At 69.0% G+C, this 13,659-nt stretch carries 13 protein-coding genes; 2 read left to right on the forward strand and 11 right to left on the reverse strand.

Annotation, left to right across the window (positions count from 1 at the left end; genetic code table 11):
• Positions 1–18: 18 nt before the first annotated feature.
• From HWY45_RS07690 to HWY45_RS07705, 4 genes are all read right to left on the reverse strand, one after another.
• Complete coding sequence (locus HWY45_RS07690; protein ID WP_059801264.1) at positions 19–498, reverse strand: GNAT family N-acetyltransferase; 480 nt, start codon at positions 496–498, stop codon at positions 19–21.
• A 219-nt stretch (positions 499–717) separates the two neighbouring features.
• Positions 718–873, reverse strand: a complete 156-nt coding sequence (locus HWY45_RS07695) for a hypothetical protein (protein WP_165940515.1) — start codon at positions 871–873, stop codon at positions 718–720.
• 118 nt (positions 874–991) lie between these two features.
• Positions 992–2,479: a flagellar hook-length control protein FliK gene (locus HWY45_RS07700; protein WP_230946797.1), complete on the reverse strand. Its 1,488-nt coding sequence runs from the start codon at positions 2,477–2,479 to the stop codon at positions 992–994.
• 20 nt (positions 2,480–2,499) lie between these two features.
• Positions 2,500–3,195 (reverse strand): MgtC/SapB family protein, encoded by a 696-nt coding sequence (locus HWY45_RS07705; RefSeq protein WP_059879367.1) that lies wholly within the window; start codon positions 3,193–3,195, stop codon positions 2,500–2,502.
• A 112-nt stretch (positions 3,196–3,307) separates the two neighbouring features.
• On the opposite strand from HWY45_RS07705, the gene HWY45_RS07710 reads away from it, so the two are divergent.
• Positions 3,308–4,411, forward strand: a complete 1,104-nt coding sequence (locus HWY45_RS07710) for an AGE family epimerase/isomerase (protein ID WP_059879363.1) — start codon at positions 3,308–3,310, stop codon at positions 4,409–4,411.
• On the opposite strand, the gene HWY45_RS07715 is transcribed toward HWY45_RS07710, so the two are convergent.
• On the reverse strand, positions 4,384–5,994 hold the full coding sequence (locus HWY45_RS07715; RefSeq protein ID WP_059565121.1) for a methyl-accepting chemotaxis protein: 1,611 nt from the start codon (positions 5,992–5,994) through the stop codon (positions 4,384–4,386). The two genes, HWY45_RS07710 and HWY45_RS07715, sit on opposite strands and share 28 nt — an antisense overlap.
• A 235-nt stretch (positions 5,995–6,229) precedes the next feature.
• Between HWY45_RS07715 and HWY45_RS07720 the strand changes: the two genes are divergently transcribed.
• The gene (locus HWY45_RS07720; protein WP_059879591.1) at positions 6,230–6,673 is read left to right on the forward strand and encodes a PaaI family thioesterase; all 444 of its coding nucleotides are present in this window, start codon (positions 6,230–6,232) and stop codon (positions 6,671–6,673) included.
• Positions 6,674–6,725: 52 nt separating this feature from the next.
• On the opposite strand, the gene HWY45_RS07725 is transcribed toward HWY45_RS07720, so the two are convergent.
• From HWY45_RS07725 to prpC, 6 genes are all read right to left on the reverse strand, one after another.
• Complete coding sequence (locus HWY45_RS07725; RefSeq protein WP_059879359.1) at positions 6,726–7,007, reverse strand: type II toxin-antitoxin system RelE family toxin; 282 nt, start codon at positions 7,005–7,007, stop codon at positions 6,726–6,728.
• Positions 6,997–7,245, reverse strand: coding sequence for a type II toxin-antitoxin system Phd/YefM family antitoxin (locus HWY45_RS07730; protein WP_059565119.1), 249 nt, complete (start codon positions 7,243–7,245; stop codon positions 6,997–6,999). Before HWY45_RS07730 ends, HWY45_RS07725 begins: the two co-directional genes overlap by 11 nt.
• A 114-nt stretch (positions 7,246–7,359) precedes the next feature.
• Positions 7,360–8,412 (reverse strand): CaiB/BaiF CoA transferase family protein, encoded by a 1,053-nt coding sequence (locus HWY45_RS07735; protein WP_059879588.1) that lies wholly within the window; start codon positions 8,410–8,412, stop codon positions 7,360–7,362.
• 144 nt (positions 8,413–8,556) lie between these two features.
• Complete coding sequence (gene prpF / locus HWY45_RS07740; RefSeq protein WP_059565118.1) at positions 8,557–9,747, reverse strand: 2-methylaconitate cis-trans isomerase PrpF; 1,191 nt, start codon at positions 9,745–9,747, stop codon at positions 8,557–8,559.
• 71 nt (positions 9,748–9,818) lie between these two features.
• Positions 9,819–12,413 carry a Fe/S-dependent 2-methylisocitrate dehydratase AcnD gene (acnD, locus tag HWY45_RS07745; RefSeq protein ID WP_059879357.1) on the reverse strand — a complete coding sequence of 865 codons (2,595 nt, stop codon included), beginning with the start codon at positions 12,411–12,413 and terminating at the stop codon, positions 9,819–9,821.
• A 63-nt stretch (positions 12,414–12,476) separates the two neighbouring features.
• The gene (prpC, locus tag HWY45_RS07750; protein ID WP_059801251.1) at positions 12,477–13,649 is read right to left on the reverse strand and encodes a bifunctional 2-methylcitrate synthase/citrate synthase; all 1,173 of its coding nucleotides are present in this window, start codon (positions 13,647–13,649) and stop codon (positions 12,477–12,479) included.
• Positions 13,650–13,659: the final 10 nt, after the last annotated feature.

Here is a 13,659-nt window from a genome sequence, read left to right on the forward strand (position 1 = left end):
TCATTTGAGGGGCGGGCGCTAGCCCGACACGACCGGCTTGATCAGCGTGGTCGTGATCGGCACGAAGCCGCACGCGCGATACAGCGCCCGCGCGGCCGCGTTGTGATTGAAGACCGACAGCCCGATTTCGGTGACGCCGTGCCGGCGCGCGTCGGCCTCGAGCGCATCCAGCACGCGCGTGGCCCAGCCCTGACGGCGCCGGGGCGGTGCGATGTCGAGGTCGTAGATGAACAGCGTGCGATTCGGCCCTTCGGTCACGATCGCGAACCAGAGATCGCCGATCGCGTCGCCGGTGGCATCGTCGACGAGCGACACGATCGTCTGGCCGGCGGTCAGCAGGCCGTCTGGAAGCAGCGTATCGAAGCAGGCCCGGGCGCGCGCGGCCGCCTCGTCGGCGGGGTTCTGCCCGGATAGCACGAGATCGCGCGCGTAGCCGTCGATGGCCCGCGCGCGGTAGGCGCGAAATTCGCCGGCCGTCATCGGCCGCATCTGCAACATGGCCCGGTCGCCGTGTGAGGGAACGGATTTCCAGTGTAGCGGGACAGCCGCGCAGTGTGCGCGGCGCGGGAGCGGAAAGGCCTGCGCGTGCGCATTGCACGCCGCGCGGGGCGAATCGGCGAATCGGCGAATCGGCGAATCGGCGAATCGGCGAATCGGCGAATCAGCGAATCAGCGAATCGGCGAATCGGCGAATCGGCGAATCAGCGAATCAGCGAATCAGCGACGATACAGGCACAGCGGCACGAGGTGCGAGCGGCGCAGGCGCTCGGCTTCGGCGCGACGCGCGGCGTACGAATATTCCGCATCGAGCGGCAGGTGCGGCGAAACGAACAGGTCGTCGATCTTTTGCAGCAGGGCGAGGATGAAGCTCATGTGCGACTCCGACAGGGATGACTAGGGTTTTCCCTTAGATGAACGCCATTCTAAGGGTTTTCCCTAAACTCTGCCAGCACACCGCTGCAATTTGCCGCAACCGGCCGATAGGGTCGGATTACTTGATGCCGCGACGGCCATGCTTCACGGCCACCGGCTTCTGGGCCGGCGCCGGGCGGCTCACGCTGCGCTCCAGGCGGTTGACCTGCGTCATCAGCATGTCGTTGTGCTGCTCCAGCGTCATCACGCTGGCCTGCTGCGTCGTCAGGTCGGCCTTCAGGCGGTCGATCCGCTGCTGCTGGGCGGCAGCCTCCTGCTTCAGCCGGGATACCTGGATCGTCTGCAGCACCAGCGCGGCGAGCCCGGCCAGCACGACGACGGCCAGCGCGAGCAGCAGGCGGTTCACCCGGCGCATTTCGCGATCGGCCGCGCGGTGCAGCGCGGTCGTTTCCGCTTGCAGCGCGGCAAGGCGCTCGGAAAGCGGACGCAGGTGCGCATCGGGATCGAACGCAGGGGTGGCGGCGGATGCATCGTCCGATTGCGCCGCGAGGGACGGCTCGACGCGGTCGGAGGAAGGCTTCGTGATGATCGACGCCACGGAGGCGGCCGTGCGCGATGGGGATGGCGTCGCCGCAACGGCAGACGCGGCGAGGATGGCCGTTGAGGCCTCCTCCGGGATATCAGGTTGGCTCGGCGCGGGCGCCGCGTCGTCCGCTGCCGGCCCGGACGGCGCCGCCGCTTCGCGCGCGGTTGCCGTCGATGCGCGGCGCTTCGCCCCCGCCGACGAACGGGCGCCGGCCGCGCGTGGAGCGGCCGCCTTCGTTGCCAGGCCGGCGGCGGCGATTTCCTCGGCGTCGTTTGGCGGTTCGCGGTCCTGCGTGGACGACGTGATAGCGGCGGTGGTGCCATCGGCGCCGGTCGGCGCATCCTTCACCGAAATGTCGGACGTCGCTTCCGTCGCAATGTCGTCAGTCGAATGGCCATTCACGCCGATCGGCACATCCTTCGCCAACCCATCGGACGCCGCTTTCGACTCGACATCGGCAGCGGCCACATTCCCTGCGCCATGCGAAGCGCCCTCTGCGATCGCGTCGCCCGAAGCAACTTCACCGGACGCGGCCGCCCGGCCGTCAGCCTCTGCAACCGCGCTGTCGACAACGGCAATTGCGTCGCCCCCGCCCATCGCAGCATGCACGTCCGCTGCCAACGTCTGCGGCGCGTCGAACCCGTCGAGCATCGCCTGCTGATGCGCGTGCGCATCGTCGACGACGACCTCCGTATCGGCGGCCACCGCCTGGCGCGCCGCCATCTGCACCCGCTCGCCCGCGTCGAGCACCGGATCGCCGAACAGGTCGAGCGTGCGCTCGTCGCGGTGCGTGTCGGCGGCCTGCGCATCGCGGCCGGGCTGCAGCGCCGCGCGGGCAGGCGCACGGCCCGCCGCTGCTGCGGCAGCGCGTCGGCGCGGCTTCGCGGAGGACGGGCGGTTGGAACGGGAACGGGGCGTAGCGACGGGTTCGGTCATGGAGATCGGGTGCGTGGCCCCGCGAACGCGGGACCGGAACGTCGAACGGAATCGGTGACCGGGCATTGTCGCATGGCCGGTCACCAATCAATATGACCTGTCGCCTATTCGCCACCGGACAAACCGTTCCCCTCTTCGCAGCGCGTCACGCCGGGCAGCGCGCGCAGCGTGTCGCGAATCGCCTGGTATTCGACGTCGGACACCCGTGCGAGCGCGATGCGCACGTCGTCGTGCTCGTCGCTGTCCTCGGCCTGCTGGACGATGAACTGCTTCACGCGCGCACTGTTGGGCCCGAGCGCCGCGTGCAGCGAGTCGAACGTCAGCGTGCCGCGCTCGACGGTGAGCACGAGCTGGCGCCGCTGCCGCACCGTGAAGTAGCGCCGCTCCAGCGGCTTCACGCCCGCCAGGATGACAAGGATGATGAACGTCGCCGAAATCGACGCGACGTAGAGCCCGCCGCCCACCGCGAGGCCGATCGCCGCGACCGACCACAGGCTCGCGGCCGTCGTCAGCCCGCGCACGATCTCGCCGCGCAGCAGGATCGACCCCGCGCCGAGAAAGCCGATGCCGGACACGACCTGCGCGGCGACCCGCGACGGATCGAGCACGACGTGCGGGCTGCCGAGCGCGTCGGCGAAGCCGAACGCCGACACGATCATGATCAGCGCCGAGCCGACGCACACGAGCATGTGGGTTCGCAGGCCGGCCGCCCACGAAAGACGCTCCCGCTCGAAGCCGATGACACTGCCGAGCGCCGCCGCCAGGATGAGCCGCATCACGAGTTCAACGTTGCCGAGCATCGGATTTCCCTCCTTTTTCTGGTGCCGGTCGCGCGGAATGCTTTATCCTTGGCCGCGGCCGCGCGCTTCCGGGCCGCGCCGACACGTTTCGATTCACGCGTTCAACCCCGCCATGTCCGACTCCGCTTCCACCCAAGCCGCCCAACTGCGCCACCATTTCGCGCGCGTCATCCTGCCGATCTGGCGGGGTTCGGGGTTCGACCGCACGATGCAGCTGCCGTTCGAGGCCGTCGATCCGGCCACCCATGCGCCGCTGCCCGTCACGCGCTATCGCGCAATGGCCTGCGCACGGCAGCTGTTCGTATTCGCGCAGGCGGGCGAGGCCGGCCACGCGGCAACCCTGTTCGATGCATTGTGCCGGCGCTTCCGCGACACTCGCCACGGCGGCTGGCACTTCAGCATCGACGCGGCCGGCGCGCCGCTCGACACGACCAAGGACCTGTACACGCATGCGTTCATCGTGTTCGCGTGCGCCGCCCATTACGCGGCGTCGGGCGAGCGCGCCGCGCGCACGGTCGCCGAGGACACCGCCGCGCTGATCCAGGACCGCTTCGCGCCGCAGCGCGGCAGCGCATTGCTCGACGCCGCGCGTCACGACGATTTCTCGTCGTCGGGCAACGGCCCGCTGCAGAACCCGCTGATGCATCTGACGGAAGCGTGGCTCGCCGCGGCCGACGCGTTCGGCGACACGGCGTTCGACGACGCGCTCGGCCGGACCGCGCAGGCGGTGGAGCACGCGTTCGTCGACACGGCAACCGGCTGCATCGCCGAGCTGCCGCTCGGCGCGGCGGACAACCGCTTCGAGCCGGGACATCAATTCGAATGGTTCTATCTGGCCGACGCGGCCGGCGCGCGCGTCGCGCACACCGGCCTGCGCGATGCGCTCGCGCGGGCCTTCGTGTTTGCCGAGCGGCACGGCGTCGATCCGCTGACGGGCGGCGTCAGCGCCGCGCTCGACGCGCAGGGCGCGTGCCTCGACGGCACGCAGCGGATCTGGGCGCAGACCGAATACCTGCGCGCGCTTGCGACGCACGGCAGCACGCCTGCGTCCGCGCCGCTCGCGACGCAGGCCGCGCGCTTCGCCGCGCGCTTCCTGCATCCGCGCGGCTGGTTCGAGTGCAAGACGGCCGACGGGCAGGTGTCGCGCGCCGACATGCCGTCGACGACGCCCTACCACCTCGCGACCGCTTACGCGGCGCTGCCTTCCGGCGCGTAAGCCGGCGCGGCATATGACGGCGCGGCACGCTCGCCGCGCGCGCCGCCCACCTCGAACACCGACACGGCCTGCATCAGGTGCGTGGTCTGGTCGTTCAGCGATGCCGCCGCCGCCGCGACCTGCTCGACCAGCGCCGCGTTCTGCTGGGTCAGCTGGTCCATCTGCGTGACGGCCTGGTTCACCTGCTCGATCCCGACGCTCTGCTCGACCGATGCCGACGTGATCTCGGTCATCGTCTGCGCGACGCGCGAGATCGACGTCGACACCGTGCGCATCGCTTCGCCCGCGCGCTCGACGAGCGCCGCGCCGCCGTTGATCTGCGCGACCGAATCCTCGATCAGCGACTTGATTTCCTTCGCCGACTGCGCGCTGCGCTGCGCGAGCGAGCGCACCTCGCCCGCGACCACCGCGAAGCCGCGGCCCTGCTCGCCCGCGCGCGCGGCCTCCACCGCCGCGTTCAGCGCGAGGATGTTGGTCTGGAACGCGATCCCGTCGATCACCGAGATGATTTCCGCGATGCGGCCCGAGCTCTGCGCGATGCCGCGCATCTTGTCGATCACGCTGTCGACCACGCCGCCGCCGTGGCTGGTCGCCTTGAGCGCCTCGTCGGCCAGCTGGCTCGCGGCGCGCGCGCTGTCGGTGTTCTGCCGCACGGTCGCGGTCAGCTCTTCCATGCTCGCGGCGGTTTCCTCGAGCGACGCGGCCTGCGTGCCGGTGCGCGCCGACAGGTCGGCATTGCCGCCGGCGATCTCGCCCGCGCCGAGGTGGATCGCATCCGACGCCTGGCGCACGGTCCGCACGGTGTCCGCGAGGCTCGCCTGCATCGTCGCGAGGCCGCGCAGCATCCGGTCGATCTCGTACACGCCGCCCGCGTGGACCGTCTCGTCGAGGCGGCCCTGCGCGATCCGTTCGAAATGGAGGCCGGCCTCGTCGAGCGGCGCGACGACCGCGCGCCGCGCGGCCGCGTAGATCGCCACGCTGCTCGCCAGCATCGCGACCAGCAGCACGATGCTCACCCACTTGAACCACGCCATGCCGCCGTCGATCGTGTCGAGCGCCGAGCGGCTCGATGCGCTGCCGTAGTCGACGAAACGGTGCAGCTCGGTCAGGTATGTGTCCTGGAAGCCCTGGGTCGGCTGGTCGAGGAACGCCTGGATGTTGTCCGCCTGGAGGAACTGCACGAGTTCCGCGAGCGCCGCGTGGAACTTCTGGTAGCGCTCGCCGAGCGCCGCGACGCGCGCGCGGTTCTCGTCGTCGATCGCCGGCACGGCGTTCAGCCGCGCGAACGCCTTGTCCGCTTCGGCCAGCGATTCGCTCGCATGGCGCAGGATGTCTTCCGGCTTCGGGCCGCCGCGCACCATCCGCGTGCCGGCGCGCGACAGGTTGACGCGCGCGTCGAGCAGGCGCTCGGTCGCCTGGTTCGCCGCGCCGACCTGCGCGATCGCGACGTTCGACAGATCGTCGACGCCGGCGCGCGTGGACGCGAGCGACCAGAAGCCGAGCCCCTCGACGGCGATCAGAAAGAGGCAGAACACGGCCAACACGCCGAGCAGGCCCGACGCGAGCTTGATTTTGCTGAACATGGAAATTCCTGGAACACCGACGATGCGGCAAACCCCGGCGTTAGCGGCATTTCCGGGGCGGACTTTAGGTGTCGGCGAAGAAATCGCGCAAATGATGGGGAATGCCGGCATTCGGCGCAATAATCGCGCCCGCACGACATCGCCATTTGCAAGAAACGCGGACGAATCTCCTTGCTTATCCGCGCCCCCCTTCCTAGAGTTCAGCGCAAGCGGCCACTCATTGCGAGGAATGTCGATGACCGACATCGTGGATCACGCCCGCGGCGCATTGCGGGCGCAACCGTTCAGCATGCTGCTCGGCACGGAGCTGATGCACATCGGCGAGCACGAAGTGTCGCTGTGCCTGCCCGTGCGCGACGAGTTGCGGCAGCAGCACGGCTACGTGCACGGCGGCGTCATCAGCTATCTCGCCGACAACGCGCTGACGTTCGCCGGCGCGCTCGCGCTCGGGCCGCGCGTGGTCACGGCCGAATACAAGATCAACTACCTGCGGCCGGCGGTGAACGGCACGCTCGTCGCGCGCGCGAAGCTGGTCTACGCCGGGCGGCAGCAGGCCACCTGCCAGTGCCACGTGTTCGTGATCGACGGCGATCACGAGCGGCTCGTCGCGATCGCGCAGGGCACCATCAATCGCGTCGGCGACGGGAAGGTGCCGGGGGCGCCGGAGGAAACGGCCTGAGCGATCAAGGATGCGAACAAGCGGCCGCGGCGAATGCGCGGCGCATTTCGTTCTAACATTTCATCGCGGCGAGATAGACTGCATCGCGCTCGCGCCGACCGACCGCGACGACCAGCACGATGACCTCCGTGTCGCGCACTTCGTACACAAGTCGGTAGCCGGCACTGCGCAGCTTGATCTTGTAGCGATCCGGGTGGCCGTGCAGCTTTGCCGAGGGGATGCGAGGATTTTCGAGCCGCTCGGCGAGTTTGGATTTGAACTGGTCGCGAACGGTGCGATCAAGCTTCTTCCACTCTCTCAATGCAGGTTCGAGAAAGGCGAGTTCAAAGGTCATTCAGCTTGACCTTGACAGCCTTCTCCTTGACACGCGTATCAGCCAGCGCGTTGTCTTCGATATCCTCCAGACGTTCGAGCATCGCCTCCCAAGTCTTCGCCGGGATGCAATAGAACGCCGGTTCGTTGTGGTTCAGGATCGCCACCGGGAAACCCTCTCCCGCCGCGACAGTTCCCATCGGGTTCCGCTTCAGTTCGGAAACGCTCGCCGTGACGTTTGCCAGGATGGTGTGGGGCATTTCGGCTCCTTCTTCAATTGAGGGTCGATTGTACCTCTTTTAGCACCAAATTTAGCACCAAAATTGGACCCATGGCTTACGCTCACCCCGTGAACCACCGACGTATGGACGCGCCTACTCCGTCCCACCATCCGTCAACGGCAGGAATCGCGGCGCAACGCGCGCCCGCACGACGCCTTGCGCGTCGGTCTCGTAAATCCCGCGCGCCGCGTTGTGCGGATGCTTCGCCGCCTCCGCCACACTCAACACCGGCGCGAAGCACGCATCGGTGCCTTCCAGCAGCGCGCGCCAGTGCGTTGCCGGCTGCCGCGCGAACACCTCCGCGAAACGCGCCTTCAGCGCCGGCCAGCGCGCGCGGTCGTACTGCGACGCCGGATCGACGTCCGTCAGCCCCAGCCGCTCGACCAGCAACGCGTAGAACGGCGGCTCGAGCGCGCCGATCGTCACGCATTCGCCGTCCGCGCAGCGGTACACGTCGTAGAACGGCGCGTCGTGGAACAAGCTCGGCTGCGCGCCGTCGAGCTGGCCGTTCGCGCGCGCCCACAGCGCGAGCGTGCCGAGCATCGCAACGATGTCGACGATCGCGCCGTCGACCACCCGCCCCGGGCCGCCCGCGCGCACGTCGAACAGCGCGCAGACGATGCCGAACGCCAGCCCGAGCGCGCCGCCCGCATCGCCGACGACGGTCGGCGGCAGGCCCGGCCGGCCGTCGCACGGCGCGGCGAGCGACAGCAGGCCCGTCAGCGCGACGTAGTTCAGGTCGTGCCCGGCAGCCGCGGCCAGCGGGCCCGTCTGGCCCCAGCCGGTCATCCGGCCGTACACGAGCCGCGGGTTGTGACGCGCGCAATCGGCCGGGCCGAGGCCGAGCCGCTCCATCACACCGGGCCGCAGCCCTTCGATCAGCGCGTCGGCGCGGGCAATCAGCGCAAGCGCTTCGTCGCGCCCGGCCGGCGATTTCAGGTCGAGCGGCACGATCGTCTTGCCGTCGCGCAGCACGTCGCCGTCGCGGGCCTGCAGCGCGTCCGGCGCGCTCGTGCGGCCCGCCGGGCGTGCGATCAGCGTGACCTGCGCGCCCATCCCCGCGAGGATCCGGCCCGCGAGCGGGCCGGGGCCGAGGCCTTCGAATTCGACGATATGAACGCCTTTCAGCGGCGCATCGAGCGGCATGCGGTTCTCCATGCTTGGCGGTCGGATGGCATTCGCGATGCCCCCTCAAATGAAAAATCCCTGCTCGGCGGGGCTCGCTTCGCAGGGATCGGTCAGCCGTCGTACGGACGGGCGGACGGGCTAACGCGCCGGAACCGGCACGCGTCAGAACGCATCCCCCGGCACACGCACCCAGCCTTCCATCAGCACGCGCGCGCTGCGGCTCATGATCGCCTTGGTGACGGTCCATTCGCCGTTGGCCTGCTGCGCCTCGGCGCCGACGCGCAGCGTGCCCGACGGATGGCCGAAGCGCACCGCCTGGCGTTCGCCTCCGCCCGCCGCGAGGTTGACGAGCGTGCCCGGAATCGCGGCGGCCGTGCCGATCGCCACCGCCGCCGTGCCCATCATCGCGTGATGCAGCTTGCCCATCGACAGCGCGCGCACCAGCAGGTCGACGTCGCCCGCCCGCACCCGCTTGCCGCTCGACGCGACGTAGTCGGCCGGCTTCGCGACGAAGGCGATCTTCGGCGTGTGCTGCCGCGTCGCGATCTCGTCGAGCGTGTCGATCAGGCCCATGCGCAGCGCGCCGTGCGCGCGGATCGTCTCGAACATCTCGAGCGCCTTCGCATCGCCGTTGATCGCGTCCTGCAGCTCGGTGCCCGTGTAGCCGATCGCGTCGGCATCGACGAAGATCGTCGGAATCCCGGCGTTGATCATCGTCGCCTTCAGCGTGCCGACGCCCGGCACCGCGAGATCGTCGACGAGGTTGCCGGTCGGGAACATCGAGCCGCCCGCGCCTTCCTCCTCGGCGGCCGGATCCATGAACTCGAGCTGCACTTCCGCAGCCGGGAAGGTGACGCCGTCGAGCTCGAAGTCGCCCGTCTCCTGCACCGCGCCGTTCGTGATCGGCACATGGGCAATGATCGTCTTGCCGATGTTCGCCTGCCAGATCCGCACGGTCGCGATGCCGTCGCGCGGCACGCGCGCCGGATCGACGAGGCCGCCGCCGATCGCGAACGGGCCGACCGCCGCCGACAGGTTGCCGCAGTTGCCGCTCCAGTCGACGAACGCCTTGTCGATCGACACCTGGCCGAACAGGTAGTCGACGTCGTGACCGGGCCGCGTGCTCTTCGACACGATCACCGTCTTGCTGGTGGACGACGTCGCGCCGCCCATCCCGTCGATCTGCTTGCCGTACGGATCGGGGCTGCCGATCACGCGCAGCAGCAGCGCGTCGCGCGCGGCGCCGGGCGCCTGCGCGGCCTCGGGCAGGTCCTGCAGGCGAAAGAACACGCCCTTGCTGGTGCCGCCGCGAATGTAGGTCGCGGGAATCCTGATTTGAGGGATGTGTGCCATGTCCGTGTTGTCGTAATGTGACTCGGGGCGGGGCGTCGCCGCCCCGCCGCGTGGCGCGCGTCAGCGCGCCGTCATGCCGCCTGCGACGATTCGAGGAAGTCCTGCGCGAAGCGCTGCAGCACGCCGCCCGCGTCGTAGATCGACACTTCCTCGGCCGTGTCGAGCCGGCACGTGACCGGCACCGTGACGCGCTCGCCGTTCCTGCGGTGAATCACGAGCGTCAGGTCCGCGCGCGGCGTGCGTGCGCCGACCACGTCGAAGGTCTCGGTGCCGTCGATGCCGAGCGTCGTCCGGTTGGTGCCCGGCTTGAACTCGAGCGGCAGCACGCCCATCCCGATCAGGTTCGTGCGGTGGATCCGCTCGAAGCCCTCGGCGACGATCACCTCGACGCCCGCGAGCCGCACGCCCTTCGCGGCCCAGTCGCGCGACGAGCCCTGGCCGTAGTCGGCGCCCGCGATCACGATCAGCGGCTGCTTGCGATTCATGTACGTCTCGATCGCTTCCCACATCCGCATCACCGTGCCGTCCGGCTCGACGCGCGCGAGCGAGCCCTTCTTCACCGCGCCGTCGACCACCGCCATCTCGTTGACGAGCGTCGGGTTCGCGAAGGTCGCGCGCTGCGCGGTCAGGTGGTCTCCCCGGTGCGTCGCGTACGAGTTGAAATCTTCTTCCGGCAGGCCCATCTTCGCGAGGTATTCGCCGGCCGCGCTGTTCGCGAGGATCGCGTTCGACGGCGACAGGTGGTCGGTCGTGATGTTGTCGCCGAGCACCGCGAGCGGGCGCATCCCCTTGAGCGTGCGCTCGCCGGCGAGCGCCCCTTCCCAGTACGGCGGCCGGCGAATGTACGTGCTCTGCGCGCGCCAGTCGTACAGCGGCGCCGCGCGCTCGCCCGCATCGGCCACGCGCGCGAACATCGGCTCGTAGACCTTGCGGAACTGCTCGGGCTTCACGCTCGACGCGACGATCGCATCGATCTCCTCGTCGGTCGGCCAGATGTCCTTCAGCGTGACGGGCTTGCCGTCCTGGTCGTGGCCGAGCACGTCCTTCTCGATGTCGAAGCGGATCGTGCCTGCGATCGCATACGCGACGACGAGCGGCGGCGACGCGAGGAACGCCTGCTTCGCATACGGATGGATGCGGCCGTCGAAGTTGCGGTTGCCGGACAGCACGGCGGTCGCGTACAGGTCGCGATCGACGATCTCCTGCTGGATCTTCGGATCGAGCGCGCCCGACATCCCGTTGCAGGTCGTGCACGCGAACGCGACGATGCCGAAGCCGAGCTTCTCGAGTTCCGGCAGCAGGTTCGCTTCTTCCAGATACAGTTCGACCGCCTTGGAACCCGGCGCGAGCGAGCTCTTCACCCACGGCTTGCGCGCGAGGCCGCGCGCGTTCGCGTTGCGCGCGAGCAAGGCCGCGGCGATCACGTTGCGCGGGTTGCTGGTGTTCGTGCAGCTCGTGATCGCGGCGATGATCACCGCGCCGTCGGGCATCTCGCCCGCCTTCTCTTCCCACTGGCCGGCAATGCCGCGCGCGGCGAGGTCGGACGTCGGCAGCCGCTTGTGCGGGTTCGACGGGCCGGCCATGTTGCGCACCACCGACGACAGGTCGAACGTCAGCGTGCGCTCGTACTGCGCGTGGTCCAGCGTGTCGGCCCACAGGCCGGCTTCCTTCGCGTACGTCTCGACCAGCTTCACCTGCTCGTCGCTGCGGCCGGTCAGGCGCAGGTAGTCGGTCGTCTGGCCGTCGATGAAGAACATCGCGGCCGTCGCGCCGTATTCGGGCGCCATGTTCGAGATCGTCGCGCGATCGCCGAGCGTGAGGCTCGCCGCGCCCGCGCCGCGGAATTCGAGGTACGCGCCGACCACCTTTTCCTTGCGCAGGAATTCGGTCAGCGCGAGCACCACGTCGGTCGCGGTGATGCCGGGCTGGCGCTTGCCGGTCAGCTCGACGCCGACGATGTCCGGCAGCCGCATCCACGACGCGCGGCCGAGCATCACGTTCTCGGCTTCCAGCCCGCCGACGCCGATCGCGATCACGCCGAGCGCGTCGACGTGCGGTGTGTGGCTGTCGGTGCCGACGCAGGTGTCCGGATACGCTATGCCGTCCTGCGCCTGGATCACCGGCGACATCTTCTCCAGGTTGATCTGATGCATGATGCCGTTGCCCGGCGGGATCACGTCGACGTTCTCGAACGACTGCTTCGTCCATTCGATGAAGTGGAAGCGGTCCTCGTTGCGGCGATCCTCGATCGCGCGGTTCTTCGCGAACGCGTCCGGATCGAAGCCGCCGCACTCGACGGCGAGCGAGTGGTCGACGATCAGCTGCACCGGCACGACCGGGTTCACCTTCGCCGGGTCGCCGCCGCGCTCGGCGATCGCGTCGCGCAGGCCCGCGAGGTCGACGAGCGCCGTCTGGCCGAGGATGTCATGGCACACGACGCGCGCCGGGAACCACGGGAAATCGCGTTCGCGCTTGCGCTCGATGATCTGTTTCAGCGAATCGGCGAGGATCGCCGGATCGCAGCGGCGCACGAGGTTCTCGGCGAGCACGCGCGACGTGTACGGCAGCGTGTCGTACGCGCCGGGCGCGATCGCGTCGACCGCGGCGCGCGCGTCGAAATAATCCAGCGACGTGCCGGGCAGGGGTTTGCGGTAGGCGGTATTCATGATGTGGGGGAAAGCTGGGAATTCATGAGCGGGGGAAGCCGACCGGCCTCCCCCGGCGCCCGATCAGCGCTTCTCGATCGGCACGAACTGCAGGTCTTCCGGACCGGTGTAGTTCGCGCTCGGGCGGATGATCTTGTTGTCGACGCGCTGCTCGATGATGTGCGCGGCCCAGCCGGACGTGCGCGAGATCACGAACAGCGGCGTGAACATCGCGGTCGGCACGCCCATCATGTGATACGACACGGCGCTGAACCAGTCGAGGTTCGGGAACATCTTCTTCGCGTCCCACATCACCGATTCGAGGCGCTCGGCGATGCTGTACAGCTTCAGGTCGCCCGCTTCCTTCGACAGCTTGTGCGCGACGCCCTTGATCACCTTGTTGCGCGGATCCGAGATCGTGTAGACGGGGTGGCCGAAGCCGATCACGACTTCCTTGTTCTCGACGCGGCGGCGGATGTCGGCTTCCGCTTCGTCCGGCGAGCGGTAGCGGCTCTGCACCTCGTACGCGACCTCGTTCGCGCCGCCGTGCTTCGGCCCGCGCAGCGCGCCGATCGCGCCGGTAATCGCCGAGTAGATGTCCGAGCCCGTGCCGGCGATCACGCGGCCCGTGAACGTCGACGCGTTGAACTCGTGCTCCGCGTACAGGATCAGCGACGTGTGCATCGCGTCGACCCACGACTTCGACGGCGCCTTGCCGTGCAGCAGGTGCAGGAAGTGGCCGCCGATCGAGTCGTCGTCGGTTTCGGTCTCGATGCGCTTGCCGTTGTGCGAGAAGTGATACCAGTACAGCAGGATCGAGCCGAGCGATGCCATCAGGCGGTCGGCGATGTCGCGCGCGCCCGGCAGGTTGTGGTCGTCCTTCTCCGGCAGCACCGTGCCGAGCACCGACACGCCCGTGCGCATCACGTCCATCGGGTGCGCGGACGCCGGGATCTGCTCGAGCGCCGCCTTCAGCGCGTTCGGCAGGCCCCGCAGCGCGCGCAGCTTGGCCTTGTAGGCGGCCAGCTCGGTCAGGTTCGGCAGCGTTTCGTGCACGAGCAGGTGGGCGATTTCCTCGAACTCGCACGACTCCGCGACGTCGAGGATGTCGTAGCCGCGATAGTGCAGGTCGTTGCCGGTCTTGCCGACCGTGCAGAGAGCCGTGTTGCCGGCCGTCACGCCCGACAGCGCGACCGACTTCTTCGGCTTGAAGGCGCCTGCGGCGGCCGGTGCTGCTGCGTCTTTCGTCTCGCTCATGCTTTCATTC

The organism is Burkholderia stagnalis, assembly GCF_902830275.1.
GTDB classification, from domain to species: domain Bacteria; phylum Pseudomonadota; class Gammaproteobacteria; order Burkholderiales; family Burkholderiaceae; genus Burkholderia; species Burkholderia stagnalis.

Excerpts from the sequence above, each read along its gene's own strand:
- HWY45_RS07690 (WP_059801264.1), bottom strand. The coding sequence starts at position 498 with ATGTTGCAGATGCGGCCGATGACGGCCGGCGAATTTCGCGCCTACCGC.
- HWY45_RS07695 (WP_165940515.1), bottom strand. The coding sequence starts at position 873 with ATGAGCTTCATCCTCGCCCTGCTGCAAAAGATCGACGACCTGTTCGTT.
- HWY45_RS07705 (WP_059879367.1), bottom strand. The coding sequence starts at position 3,195 with ATGCTCGGCAACGTTGAACTCGTGATGCGGCTCATCCTGGCGGCGGCG.
- HWY45_RS07710 (WP_059879363.1), top strand. The coding sequence starts at position 3,308 with ATGTCCGACTCCGCTTCCACCCAAGCCGCCCAACTGCGCCACCATTTC.
- HWY45_RS07715 (WP_059565121.1), bottom strand. The coding sequence starts at position 5,994 with ATGTTCAGCAAAATCAAGCTCGCGTCGGGCCTGCTCGGCGTGTTGGCC.
- HWY45_RS07720 (WP_059879591.1), top strand. The coding sequence starts at position 6,230 with ATGACCGACATCGTGGATCACGCCCGCGGCGCATTGCGGGCGCAACCG.
- HWY45_RS07725 (WP_059879359.1), bottom strand. The coding sequence starts at position 7,007 with ATGACCTTTGAACTCGCCTTTCTCGAACCTGCATTGAGAGAGTGGAAG.
- HWY45_RS07730 (WP_059565119.1), bottom strand. The coding sequence starts at position 7,245 with ATGCCCCACACCATCCTGGCAAACGTCACGGCGAGCGTTTCCGAACTG.
- HWY45_RS07735 (WP_059879588.1), bottom strand. The coding sequence starts at position 8,412 with ATGCCGCTCGATGCGCCGCTGAAAGGCGTTCATATCGTCGAATTCGAA.
- prpF (WP_059565118.1), bottom strand. The coding sequence starts at position 9,747 with ATGGCACACATCCCTCAAATCAGGATTCCCGCGACCTACATTCGCGGC.
- acnD (WP_059879357.1), bottom strand. The coding sequence starts at position 12,413 with ATGAATACCGCCTACCGCAAACCCCTGCCCGGCACGTCGCTGGATTAT.
- prpC (WP_059801251.1), bottom strand. The coding sequence starts at position 13,649 with ATGAGCGAGACGAAAGACGCAGCAGCACCGGCCGCCGCAGGCGCCTTC.